This is a genomic window from Noviherbaspirillum denitrificans, assembly GCF_002211445.1.
In the GTDB taxonomy this organism is placed as follows: Bacteria; Pseudomonadota; Gammaproteobacteria; order Burkholderiales; family Burkholderiaceae_D; genus Noviherbaspirillum; species Noviherbaspirillum denitrificans.
Map to the genome: position 1 here is coordinate 1,315,926 of NZ_LSTO01000001.1, position 12,823 is coordinate 1,328,748.

Annotated in this window: 9 protein-coding genes; 6 read left to right on the forward strand and 3 right to left on the reverse strand. The window is 64.0% G+C overall.

Going from position 1 to position 12,823, the window contains the following annotated elements:
* Together AYR66_RS06550 and AYR66_RS06555 are read right to left on the reverse strand one after the other, a co-directional pair.
* Positions 1-749, reverse strand: a 749-nt coding sequence (locus AYR66_RS06550; RefSeq protein ID WP_420093090.1) for a cyanophycin synthetase family protein, incomplete at its 3' end; no start/stop codon positions are given.
* A gap of 104 nt (positions 750-853) precedes the next feature.
* Positions 854-3,040 (reverse strand): cyanophycin synthetase, encoded by a 2,187-nt coding sequence (locus tag AYR66_RS06555; RefSeq protein WP_088706851.1) that lies wholly within the window; start codon positions 3,038-3,040, stop codon positions 854-856.
* 271 nt (positions 3,041-3,311) lie between these two features.
* On the opposite strand from AYR66_RS06555, the gene AYR66_RS06560 reads away from it, so the two are divergent.
* From AYR66_RS06560 to AYR66_RS06570, 3 genes are all read left to right on the forward strand, one after another.
* Positions 3,312-5,588: a cyanophycin metabolism-associated ABC transporter gene (locus AYR66_RS06560; protein WP_088706852.1), complete on the forward strand. Its 2,277-nt coding sequence runs from the start codon at positions 3,312-3,314 to the stop codon at positions 5,586-5,588.
* Positions 5,585-6,046: a cyanophycin metabolism-associated DUF1854 family protein gene (locus AYR66_RS06565; RefSeq protein WP_088706853.1), complete on the forward strand. Its 462-nt coding sequence runs from the start codon at positions 5,585-5,587 to the stop codon at positions 6,044-6,046. The genes AYR66_RS06560 and AYR66_RS06565 overlap by 4 nt, the downstream gene beginning before the upstream one ends.
* A gap of 241 nt (positions 6,047-6,287) precedes the next feature.
* Positions 6,288-9,356: a PQQ-binding-like beta-propeller repeat protein gene (locus AYR66_RS06570; RefSeq protein ID WP_088706854.1), complete on the forward strand. Its 3,069-nt coding sequence runs from the start codon at positions 6,288-6,290 to the stop codon at positions 9,354-9,356.
* 15 nt (positions 9,357-9,371) lie between these two features.
* Here AYR66_RS06570 and AYR66_RS06575 read toward each other — a convergent pair whose 3' ends face one another.
* Positions 9,372-10,181 carry a DNA-binding transcriptional regulator gene (locus AYR66_RS06575; RefSeq protein ID WP_088706855.1) on the reverse strand — a complete coding sequence of 270 codons (810 nt, stop codon included), beginning with the start codon at positions 10,179-10,181 and terminating at the stop codon, positions 9,372-9,374.
* Positions 10,182-10,439: 258 nt separating this feature from the next.
* On the opposite strand from AYR66_RS06575, the gene AYR66_RS06580 reads away from it, so the two are divergent.
* From AYR66_RS06580 to AYR66_RS28800, 3 genes are all read left to right on the forward strand, one after another.
* Positions 10,440-11,378, forward strand: coding sequence for a 3-carboxyethylcatechol 2,3-dioxygenase (locus tag AYR66_RS06580; RefSeq protein WP_088706856.1), 939 nt, complete (start codon positions 10,440-10,442; stop codon positions 11,376-11,378).
* Between the two features lie 41 nt (positions 11,379-11,419).
* Positions 11,420-12,622 (forward strand): acyl-CoA dehydrogenase family protein, encoded by a 1,203-nt coding sequence (locus tag AYR66_RS06585; protein ID WP_088706857.1) that lies wholly within the window; start codon positions 11,420-11,422, stop codon positions 12,620-12,622.
* 4 nt (positions 12,623-12,626) lie between these two features.
* Positions 12,627-12,823: PNPOx family protein (locus tag AYR66_RS28800; RefSeq protein WP_420093091.1), on the forward strand; the 197-nt coding region annotated here is incomplete at its 3' end.

Below are 12,823 nucleotides of genomic sequence, written 5' to 3' on the forward strand. Positions count from 1 at the left end.
TGGTTGCCGTCGCGCGGCTTGACCACGACCGGGGCGCCGATTTCCTGCGCGGCCTTCCATGCGTCTTCGGCGTCTTCGACCGCGCGGCCGTTGGGAACCGGCACGCCTGCTGCGTGCAGCAGCATCTTGGTGAGTTCCTTGTCCTGCGCGATGGATTCGGCGATGGCGCTGGTCTCGCCGGTTTCGGCCGCCTGGATGCGGCGCTGGCGATGGCCCCAGCCGAACTGCACCATGCTGCCTTCGGTCAGGCGGCGGTAGGGAATGCCGCGCGCGACGCCGGCGTACACGATGGAACCGGTGCTGGGCCCGAGGCGGATGTCTTCATCGAGGTCGCGCAATTCCTTAAGCGCGGCATCGAGGTCGAAGGGGGTGTTGTCGACCGCGCTGGCGATCAGCTTTTCGGCGAGGTCGAACGCACGGCGGCCGACGTCCTCTTCGGTGTATTCGACCACCACCTGGTAGGTGCCGGTCTCGACGGTCGCGACAGAGCGGCTGAAGGTTACCGGGCAGCCGGCCTGTGCCTGCAGGCAGAGCGCCGCCGATTCCAGCGCATGCGCCAGCGAGAACGGCTGGCCGATGGCCGGCTCGAGGAATTTGATCTCGGGGAAACGCGTGCGCAGCCGCGGCTCGAAATCGGGCATGGCGGTGATGTCGCGCTCGGCTTCGCTGCACGACACGATGGCTTCGATCGACGTGTGTCGACTCCACAGGTTGGGGCCGCGCAGGGCGCGGATACGCGAAATTTCCATCAGAGGTTCCTTGTGTGCGCGGCAGGCTGGTTGCCGCCGCGCTTGCAACTGGCCGCCTGATTCCAGGCGGCGTTCTTCTCGATCATCGTCGGGGATCAGGCGGCTCAGGCCGTCTTCTTGCCGATTCCGTAGTCGAAGGTTTCGATCGCGGCGCGGATCACGTCCGTACCGACGCCCACCGCCCAGGCGGCGCCCGCGGCGGCGAGGATGTTCTCGACCACCCAGGGCAGCTTGTCGAGGTCCTGGATCGCCAGCGTCGCGGTGTCGACCAGCGGCGCTTCCAGCTTGCCTTCGGCGAGTACGATGCTGCCGTCGCGCACGAACAGCGCGCGGCCGCCCTGTTCGCGGTGCTTTGCGAGCGCTTCCGTATCGGGCGACAGCGCGAAGAAAATCACGCTGCCGTCGCACAGGTCGGCCAGCTCGGCGACGCGGTGGTCGGCGGCGTTGAGGACGGCGGCGCCTTCCGGCAGCACGATGTCGACCTGGGTGCGGGCGATCGTCGCCAGTGCATCCGCATCGGGGAAATGCAGATCGGCGAGGTTGTCGTCATTGCCGATGTTGGTCACGACGCCGACCAGGCAGCGGTCATAGGCCAGGCCTTCGGACGCGATCGCGCGGTAGCCGTTCTCGAACACCGCGGCTTCCACCGAGCGGTTCATCAGGATGCGATGCGCGGCCGCCCAGTTGGCGCTGTCATTGGCGTCCATGCGGCGCTGGCGCAGGAAGATGCCGTCGCTGCAGGCGGTGCCGACATAGGGGCCGTGCAGCTTGATCATGCGCGCGGCCAGGCGCGCCACCATGGTCTTGCCGCGGCTGCCGGTGATACCGACGATGGGAATGCGGCCGTTGTCGTCCTTCTGGGGGAACAGGTGGTCGACGATCGCCTGGCCCACCGGGCGCGGCTTGCCGACGGCGGGTTTCAGGTGCATCAGCAGGCCGGGACCGGCATTGACTTCGACGATGGCGCCGCCCTGCTCCTCGAGCGGACGGGAAATGTCCTGCGCCACGATGTCGACGCCGGCGATATCGAGGCCGACGATGCGCGCGGCCAGCGAGGCGGCGGCGGCGACGTCGGGATGGACGTCGTCGGTGCAATCAAAGGCGAGGTTGCCGCGGCTCTGGATCAGCACGGTCTTGCCCTGCGGCGGCACGGAATCCGGACCGAAGCCCTGGCGCTCCAGGATCAGCAGGATGGTCGGGTCTTCTTCATAGGTGATGCGGCTGAGCGGGAAATCCTCGTGGTCGCCGCGGCGCGGATCGGTGTTGATCTGCGATTCGATGAGTTCGGTGACGGTGGACTTGCCGTCGCCGGTGACGGCGGCGATCTCGCCCTTGGTGGCGGCCACCAGCTTGCCGCCGACGACCAGCAGGCGGTGCTCGTCGCCGCGCACGAAGCGCTCGACCATCACGTCGCTGCCTTCCTCGTCGGCCAGCTTGAAGGCGGCTTCGATATCCTGCTGCGTGTTGAGGTCCATCGACACGCCGCGGCCGTGGTTGGCGTCGGAAGGCTTGACCACGACCGGCAGGCCGATGTCCTGCGCGGCGTCCCAGGCGTCATCCGGGCTGGTCACGACGCGGCCTTCCGGGATCGGCACGCCGCAGGATTGCAGCAGGCGCTTGGTCAGGTCCTTGTCGCGGGAAATGCTTTCGGAGATCGCGCTGGTCTGGTCGGTTTCCGCGGTCCAGATGCGGCGCGAACGGGCGCCGAAGCCAAGCTGCACCAGGTTGCCGTCGTTCAGGCGCAGGGCCGGGATGCGGCGGTCGGTGGCGGCGTCGACGATGTTGTAGGTGCTGGGGCCGAGGCCGGTGCGTTCGGCGAAATCCGTCAGCTCGGTGACCATCGCCTCGACGTCGTAGGGCTTGTCCTCGATGGCCGCCATCACGATATCGCGCGCCGCGACAAGCGCCTTGCGGCTGACTTCCTCGTACCGCGCCCGCACCACCAGCTTGTAGAGGCCGCGCTTGCCCTTCACCTCGCGCGCCTTGCCGAACCCGGTCTGCACGCCCGCCAGGTTCTGCAACTCGATCATCACGTGTTCCATGATGTGCGCGGGCCAGGTGCCTTCGCGCAGGCGCTCCAGGAAGCCGCCGCGCTCGCCGACGCCGCAATGGTGCTCGGCCAGGCCGGGAAGCATGGCGGTCAGGCGTTCGTAGAAGCCGGGGATGGTGTTGGAGGGGGAGTCTTCGAGGTCGCCAATGTCAACCCAGGCCTCGAGGGCCGGACGATAAGTCCAGATGTTCGGACCGCGCAGAGACATCACATTGATGATCTCAATGGTTTTGTTGTTCATTTAATACTAGGGACAATGGGGTCAAGGCCTTGTGGATTTGAACGTCGATTATGCTGGCCTGTTCCGGATTAACGCTTTTCAGGCGCGGAAGTTTACTTGAAGCGAAAAATTTTATCGTCCGGACGCAACGTCCAGGAAACAAGATTATCGCCTCTCGGTATACTTAGCGCCACATTTAGCACGCTCCCACCCCTTGTTATTTACAATTTGCAAACGTTTCGAAGCCGAATCATGACGTTTCGGCACCCTTGTTTGCCCTTTCCGAGCCTCGATGAATACTGAATCCCAGAATCTGTTGCCGCAGCGGCAAGCCGTGCCCGCGCACTGGCAGCAGGAAGTGCAGTCCCGGCTGCAGGCAGGCGAGACTGCCATTGCCAGCGTCGAACTGGACCTCGACGCCGCGCTGCGCTTCGCGTCCGGCATCGTGGTGGCCACCGAACGCCGCCTGCTTGCGCGAACAGCGGACGGCAGCTGGCAGGAATGGACCTACCGCGCAGGCCTCGTGCTCAGCCACCACGACCATGCCGGCGTCGGCACGCTGGACCTGCTGGACAACACTGCGCGATTGGCGAACTGGCGTTATACCCTTGGCCGCAACCCGGAAGCATTGCGCCTGATCAAGCATTTCGAGGAACAGCGCGACGCCTTCCTCGCCGGCCGCCCTGTCCCCGAGCCGGAACAGTTCACTTGCCCAAGCTGCAAGGCGCCGCTGCCGCCCGACCAGGAAGAATGCCCGATCTGCACCCGCGAAACGCACACCCCGCCGTCCACCTGGACGCTGTTCCGGCTGTGGCGTTTCGCAAAGCCCTACCAGGGCCAGCTGATCGCCGGCTTCCTGCTGACGCTGGCCTCGACCGCCGCGACGCTGGTGCCGCCCTACCTGTCGATGCCGCTGATGGACGACATCCTGATCCCTTACCAGAACGGCAAGCAGATCGACACCAGCCTGGTCGCGATGTACCTCGGCGGCCTGTTCGGCGCCGCGCTGGTGGCGTGGATCCTGGGCTGGGCACGCACCTACATCCTCGCGCTGGTGTCCGAACGCATCGGCGCCGACCTGCGCACCTCCACCTATGAGCACCTGCTGCGCCTGTCGCTCGAATACTTCGGCGGACGGCGCACCGGCGACCTGATGGCGCGCATCGGCTCAGAGACGGACCGCATCTGCGTGTTCCTGTCGCTGCACCTGCTCGACTTCGCGACCGACGTGCTGATGATCGCGATGACCGCGGTCATCCTGGTATCGATCAACCCCTGGCTGGCGCTGGTGACGCTGCTGCCGCTGCCCTTCATTGCGTGGATGATCCACGTCGTGCGCGACCGCCTGCGCCACGGCTTCGAAAAGATCGACCGCGTGTGGGGCGAAGTGACCAACGTGCTGGCCGATACCATCCCCGGTATCCGCGTGGTGAAGGCCTTTGCGCAGGAAAAGCGCGAAGCCGCCCGTTTCCGCGAAGCCAACAAGCACAACCTGCAGATCAACGACCGCGTCAACAAGGTGTGGTCGCTGTTCTCGCCGACCGTCACCTTCCTCACCGAAGTCGGCCTGCTGGTGGTGTGGGGCGTGGGCATCTGGCAGGTGTCGCGCGGCGACATCACGGTCGGCGTGCTGACCGCCTTCCTCGCCTACATCGGCCGCTTCTATACCCGCCTCGACTCGATGAGCCGCATCGTGTCGGTCACGCAAAAGGCCGCCGCCGGCGCCAAGCGCATCTTCGACATCCTCGACCACGTGTCGAGCGTGCCGGAATCGCAGAACCCGGTGCACCTGCAAAAGCTGGAAGGCCGCATCGACCTGCGCCAGGTCGGTTTCCGCTATGGCAACCGCGCGGTGCTGCGCGGCGTCGACCTGGCGATCAAGCCGGGCGAGATGATCGGCCTGGTCGGCCACAGCGGCTCCGGCAAGAGCACGCTGGTCAACCTGATCTGCCGTTTCTACGACGTGTCCGAAGGCGCGATCCTGGTCGACGGCGTCGACATCCGCTCGCTGCCGGTCGCCGAGTTCCGCCGCCATATCGGCCTGGTGCTGCAGGAGCCCTTCCTGTTCTTCGGCACCATCGCCGACAACATCGCCTACGGCAAGCCGGACGCGACGCGCGAGGAAATCATGGCCGCCGCCCGCGCCGCCAACGCGCACGAATTCATCCTGCGCCTGCCGCACGGTTACGACTCGCTGGTCGGCGAACGCGGGCAAACACTGTCCGGCGGCGAGCGCCAGCGCATCTCGATTGCGCGCGCGCTGCTGATCGATCCGCAGCTGCTGATCCTCGACGAAGCAACGTCGTCGGTCGACACCACCACCGAAAAGGAAATCCAGAAAGCGCTCGACAACCTGGTACGCGGCCGCACCACGATCGCGATCGCGCACCGCCTGTCGACACTGCGCCAGGCCGACCGCCTGGTGGTGCTGGACAAGGGCCAGATCGTCGAAGTCGGCCAGCACGAGGAATTGCTCGCGCGCGGCGGCCACTATTTCCGCCTGTACCAGGCACAACTGCGCCAGGCAGAAAATGAAGCGCTGGCGGACGTCGAGGAGAATGCGGCATGAGCCGTTTCACACTGAGCCGCAATACGTTCGGCAAGCTGGTGTTCGAGGATGCGCAGGGCAAGCATGAAGGCGTGGTGCCTGTGCGCGCCTTCCCCATCGGCGCGCCGGATACCGGCATCGCCATCGTCGACATCGATGGCCATGAGCTCGCCTGGATCAACCGCCTCGAAGACCTTCCCGCCGATGCGCGCGCGCTGCTGCAGGAAGAACTCAAGAGCCGCGAATTCCTGCCGGTGATCGGCCGCATCCGCAGCGTGTCCACCTTTGCCGTGCCCAGCACCTGGGAAGTCGAGACGGATCGCGGCCTGACCAGCTTCGTGCTGAAGGGCGAGGAAGACATCCGGCGCATCGCGGGTTCCGCGCTGCTGGTGGCCGACAGCCACGGCGTGCAGTACCTGATCCGCGATCTGACGGCGCTCGACAAGGGCAGCCGCAAGCTGCTCGACCGTTTTCTCTGAAATGAGGGCAGGCGTCGAGCCTGCCCTGCTGTTCCCCTCCCTGGTTCCCCCCTTTAAAGAGGACGCGCGATAAGCGCATCCGCCATATTGAGTTCGTGCATCGGCTGACCTAAATGGACGCACGGTGCAATGAATCCTCAATCAAGTTCAACGCACCCTCCACACAGCGCACACTCATCACCACCTGTTTCAAGAGTGGCCGGACATGGTCCCGTGCGCAATCCTTAGTGCGAGGAACCGCATGGCCGTCACAAATACCGACAACAAGGCGAAACAGCCGCCTGCAGCAGCGGACAGCAAGATTCCCGAGAGTGCGCCGAAAAGTCCGGCGGAAAACTCGGCCGCCAAACAGTCTCCAAAGGACACCAGGGCTGCGGTCAAGAACAGCTTCGGCGACTTGCCCGCCACATCCGTCGGCAAGTCCCCAACGCCGCAATCCGGCATTCCCGCGGTTGTTGTCCCTGGCGGCGCCACGCGCAAGAATCTGGTGACCGATCCCGCCAATGCCGGCGCGCCCGCAAGTACCCCGCCCGCACCGGACGGCAAGACACCTCCTGTACCAGCCGCCCAGCCAGGAAGTGCAGTACGTGATCCGCTCGGCAATCCGGTCAAGACGCCGGACGGCAGCAATGTCGTCTACGACAAGAACAGCAAGGCCGTCGCCGCCGATCCGAAGACCGGAGAACCGGTCGTCAACGCCAAGGGCAACCCCTACGCCGTCGGGCCGGATGCCAACTACATGAAGACTCCGGACGGCAACGATGTCGTCTACGACACGAAAGGCAATGCCATCGCCGCCAATCCGAAGACCGGAGAGCCGGTCGTCAACGCCAGGGGCAATCCCTACGCGGTCGGACCGGACGCCAACTACATGAAGACCCCGGACGGCAACGACGTTGTCATCGACACGAACGGAAAAACCATCGCCGCCGATCCGAAGACCGGCAATCCGGTGGCCGACGTCAAGGGCCAGCCCTACGCCGTCGGACAGAACGCCAACTACTTGAAAACCCCTGACGGCAACGATGTCGTCCTCGACAAGAAAGGCAATGCCATTGCCGTCGATCCGAAGACCGGCAATCCGGTCGTCAACGTCAAGGGCCAGCCCTATGCCGTCGGACCGGACGCCAACTACCTGAAGACCGCGGACGGCAACGACGTCGTCCTCGACAAGAAAGGCAATGCCATCGCCGCCGATCCGAAGAACGGCACTCCGGTCGTCAACGCCAAGGGTGAACCCTACGCCGTCGGACCGGACGCCGCCTACATGAAGACCCCGGACGGCAACGACATCGTCGTCGACCAGAGAGGCAATACCATTGCCGCCGATCCGAAGAACGGCGAACCCATCGCCAACGTCAAGGGCTATCCCTACGCCGTCGGGCAGGATGCCGACTACATGAAGACCCCGGAAGGCAGTTACGTCATCCTCGACACGAACGGCAAAACCGTCGCCGCCGATACGAAAACCGGCGATCCCGTTGTCAACACCAAGGGCAATCCCTATGCGGTCGGACCCGACGCGAAGTTCATGAAGACGCCAGACGGCGATGACGTCGTCGTCGACAAGAACGGCAATCCCGTCGCCGCCGATCCGATAACCGGCGATCCGGCGGTCAACCCGAGCGGTGATCCCTACGTCATCGGACCCGACGCAAAGCCCATGAAGACCCCGGAAAGCAATGACGTCGTCGTCGACAAGAAAGGCAATGCCATTGCCGCCAATCCGAAGACCGGTGATCCGGTGGCCAACGCGAAGGGCCATCCTTACGCCGTCGGGCCGGACGGCGATTACATGAAGACCCCGGAAGGCAACGACATCGTCATCGACAAGAATGGCCATACCATCGCCGCCGGTCCGAAGAGCGGCGAACCGATCGTCAACGCCAAGGGCAATCCCTACGCTGTCGGACCCGACGCCAACTACATGAAGACCGCAGACGGTAACGACGTCGTGTTCGACAGGAAAGGCAATGCCGTCGCCGCCAGTCCGAAGACCGGCGAGCCGGCAGCGATGAACGCGAAAGGCCACCCCTACGCTGTCGGCAAGGATGGAAAGTACAGGACCACCCCGGACGGCAACGACGTCGTAGTCGACAAGAAAGGCAATGCCGTCGCCGCCGATCCGAAGACCGGCATCCCTGTCAGCACAGCGAACGGCGATCCTTATGCGATTGGCGATGACAACCGGGACATCAAGACCGAAGACGGCAACTATGCCGCTTACGACAAGAAGGGCAAGAGGGTCGCGATCGACCGGAATACCGGGCGCATGGTCACCGATGCCAGGGGCAATCCCCTGGCCGTTGGCGAGAATGGAAAATTCCTTGTGGCATCCGATGGCAACGCACTCGTCTACGACCCGAGAGGAAATACGGTTGCAGCGGGTCGGGACGGCAAGTTCGTCACGGACAAATCCGGCAACTCGCTGGCGCTCGACAAGAACGGCAACTACCTGCCCGACACCGTCTACGACAAGATCACCGGACTCAGGGTCACCGCCGGCAGCGATGGCAAGGTCATGAATGCCGGAGGACGTCCGCTGGCGGTCGGCGAAGACGGAAAGCGCATGACGGGGCCGAATGGCACACTCGCGGTCTACAACAGCAAGGGGCAGCCAGTGGAAGCCGCGGGCAAGAATGGCAGCAGCATCGAAATATTCACGAACCTGGAGACGGGCATGCTGGAGACATCGATGCCGGGCAGCCCGGTCTTCAAGATCGATCCCAAGACCCAGGAGATTGTCACCGATACCTGGGGCCATCCACTGGCGATCGACGACAACGGCAACGTCATCAAGACGCCCGACGGCAACGATGCCGTGTACGACGCCAACAACAATCTAGTCTACGTCCATGCGCCATCCGGCATGCCTTTTTCCGATGGCAACGGCAATCCGTATGCACTCAATCCCGACGGCGGATACGCAAAGACGGAGTACGGCAACAATGTCGTCTACGACAAGGCCAACGGCAACAAGAAAATCGCCATCGACAACAAGACGGGACAAGCAATCACGGATGGCAAGAACAACTCCCTGGCGGTCGGCGAGGACGGCAAGTTCCTCAAGACACCGGAGGGAAATACGGTCGTCTACGGCAAGATGGGCGACGAGTTGGTGCCGGTCGCGACCGACAAGGCCGGCAACTTCCTTGTCCTCGACGGAAGGCCTGCGGCCGTGGGCAAGGACGGAAGTTTCCTGATGACGCCGGATGGATACAACGTCGTCTATGACAAGAACGGCGACATGCTGGCGGTCGACAGGGAGGGCAAGGTTGTTTATCCGGTGACCAGGCTCGTATTCGGCTAGCCGTTGAAGACCTGACTACGGCAACTGGATGCGCTTCTCCTCGAGAAGCATTTCAATCTTGCGGGCGGCAGCCTGAAGCTCGGGCAGGAATTTCTCGCCCGCTTCAGACAGGCTCACCGCCTTCTTCAGGAACACCACGTTGATGGTCGCCAGCACGCGACCGCCGTGGAACACAGGCACTGCAATCGCCGACACCTTGCTTTCACGGTTCCATTCGCCTTCGTTGGTCGCGTAGCCGCGCGCGCGCACCTTGTCGAGCAGGTTGTTCACCAGCACACGGTTGCGCACGAACACCGCCTGGTCGTCATTCCCTGCCAGCAGCAGCTGCAGCAGCTGCCTGCGTTCCTCCTCCCCGCAGAAGGCGAGATAGGCGCGCCCCGCCGCAGTGAGGATGAGCGGCAGGCGCTGCCGGATCATCGCGCGGTGGAAGGAGAGGGGACTGAAACGGTGGGTAGTCTCGCGCACCAGCATGCAGTCGCCGTCAAGGGTGCACAGGTCCGAAGGCCAGACCAGCTTCTGCAGCAGCTCGCCGAGCACCGGGTTGGCGATCTCTGAAATCCATTCATCATCGGTAAAGCCGTCGCTCAGCTGGCGCACCTTCTGGCTCAGCCGGTAGCTGTCATCCGATGGGCTGCGCCGGACGTATCCCTCGGTCTGCAAGGTTTCCAGCATGCGGCGCACTGTGGTCCGGTGCAGGCCGGTCTTCTCGCTCAGCTCGGCAATCGTGGCCCAGCCGCCGGTCGAACGGTTGAGCGCATGCAGGATCGCGAGGCCTCGGCTGAGGCCCTGGATGTGGCGGTAGGCAGCTCCGGTGGACGGTCGCACGGCACTTCCCCGATCAAGAAAAAGTCATTTTAAATCAACGTTGTGCACAATGTGCACTGATCCAAGATAAATTTTTCATTGCCATTCCGGCTTCCTACAATCGCTTCACATTCCAACAAAAACAACAGGCGGAGACGACAGTCATCCTGACCCGGAAGCCGGCGATCCCGGCCCCGGCAACGCCATCCTCCTAGCACCACCCAGACAACCCGGAAAGCCATCCCGCAAGGGAGGACCCGTTACGCTCAAGGAGTTTGCATGACCATCAAACTGAAGTGCCTCTCGCACACCCCGTTGCGCGGCCTCAACGATCCGGGCGCCGACGTCGTCCGCGAAGTCGATGATGTGCTGTCCCGGATGCGCGCCGAAGTCGAAGCCTTCGATCCCGAACTCATCGTCGTCTTCGCGCCCGACCATTACAACGGCCTGTTCTACGACCTGATGCCGCAGTTCGTGATTGCCACCGCCGCCGAATCGGTCGCCGACTACAACACCCTGCCCGGCCCCCTGTCCATCCCGAAGGAACTGGCGATGGACATGACCCGCTTCATCCTCGACAGCGACATCGACATCGCCCTCTCGCACCGCCTGCAGGTAGACCATGGCTGCACGCAGACGCTGGAGGAACTGACCGGCAGCCTGACGCGCTATCCCGTCATCCCCATCATCATCAATTCGGTGGCGCCGCCCTTCGGCCCGTACCGCCGGGTGCGCAAGCTGGGCGAGGCCGTGGGGCGTTTCATTGCCGGGCTCGACAAGCGCGTGCTGGTCCTCGGCACCGGCGGCCTGTCGCACGAGCCGCCCGTGCCGCTGATCGCCGATGCGCCGCAGGAAGTCGCCAATTTCCTGATCGCCGGCCGCAACCCCACGCCGGAAGCACGCGCCCAGCGCCAGGCACGCACCATCGCCACGGGCAAGGTGTTCGGCACGCCGGACTGCCCGCTCACGCCGCTCAATCCCGAGTGGGACCGCGCCTTCATCAACACCCTGGTCGAAGGCCGGCTGGACAAGGTCGACCAGTTCGACATCCAGGAAATCTCGAAGACCGCCGGCCGCTCGACCCATGAAATCCGCACCTGGGTCGCCGCCTTCGCGGCGCTGTCGGCCGCCGGCCCGTATGCCGCGCGCAATGATTATTACCGCCCCATCAACGAATGGATCGCGGGCTACGGCGTGGTGAGCGCCGAAACGCTGTAAATCACGTCACGAAACGCATTCAACCATCCAGGAGTTCCATCATGAGCAAGATCGAAACCAGCGACGTCCTGTTGCCCACCGAGGAAGAAATCATCCAGCGCGCGCGGGACATGATCCCGATGTTGCGCGAGCGCGCCGACGCCTGCGAAAAGGCGCGCATGGTGCCGCCGGAAACCATCCAGGCCTTCCAGGAAGCCGGCTTCTTCCGCATCCTGCAGCCGAAGCGCTGGGGCGGCTATGAAATGCATCCCAATGTCCTCAACAAGGTACTGATGGAACTGGCGCGCGGCTGTCCCTCCAGCGCATGGAATGTGATGGTGCTGGGCGTGCATCCCTTTGAAGTGGGCCTGCTCGACCAGCGCTGCGGCGACGAGCTGTGGGGTGAAGACAATTCGGCGCTGGTGTCGTCATCCTATGCGCCTTTCGGCACCGTCAAGGCGGTCGACGGCGGCTATCTGCTCAACGGCGAATGGCTGACCTCCAGCGGCTGCGACCATGCGCAGGGCGGCGCCTTCGTCGGCGGCCGTGTCGCCGAGAATGGCGAGCAGGTGTTCCGCTCGTTCTGGATCCAGAAGAAGGATTTCGAGATCGTCGACGACTGGTACGTGGTCGGCCTGGCCGGCACCGGCAGCAAGAAGCTGGTGCTCAAGGAAGTGTTCGTGCCCTCGTACCGCAGCCATGTGATCGGTGCCTATGACGAGGACTCCCACGGCAAGGTGAACAACCTGTACAAGATGCCCTTCTTCTACGTGTTCTACGCCGCCGTTTCCTCTGTCATCGTCGGCATGGCGCGCGGCATGGTGGACATGTACATCGAACACATGGTGCCGCGCCAGAACATCAACCAGGCCGTGGGCGCCGCCGTCAACGATCCCTTCATCAAGAGCCGTCTCGGCGAAGCGCACGCAAAGATCCTCGGTGCGTCCGCCCGCGTGCTGCAGAACACCGACGAGGCCTGGAGCTACGCCTCCCAGGGCAAGCTGGTACCGCTCGAAGCGCGCATCCGCCACTTCGCCACCAACCAGTTCACCGGCGGCGAATGCTTCGAAGCGGCGCACATGATCTTCAAGAAGACGTCGACCCGCGGCGTGTGGCTGAACAACCCGATGCAGCGCCAGATGCGCGACATCCTGGTCGGCGCCAACCACATCACGCAGAACCAGGACAACATCGGCGACCTGCTCGGCGGCCAGATGCTCGGCAACAAGCTGCCGGTGCCCAACCCCTTCGGCGTGAAGGCCTGATGCCATGGAAGCCGCCACCGTGACCAGGGAAATCAACCAGCTCCTGGACTGGGATGCGAACCCGGCGCTGGCCGCCATGCCGGCGGTCAGCTCGCTCGAGCACCGCAACGGCATGCGCCACGTCGCCGTCGGCGTGTCCATCATCGCCGCTTCCGACGGCGCAATGCGCGCCGGCCTGACCGCCACCGCGGTGTGCTCGGT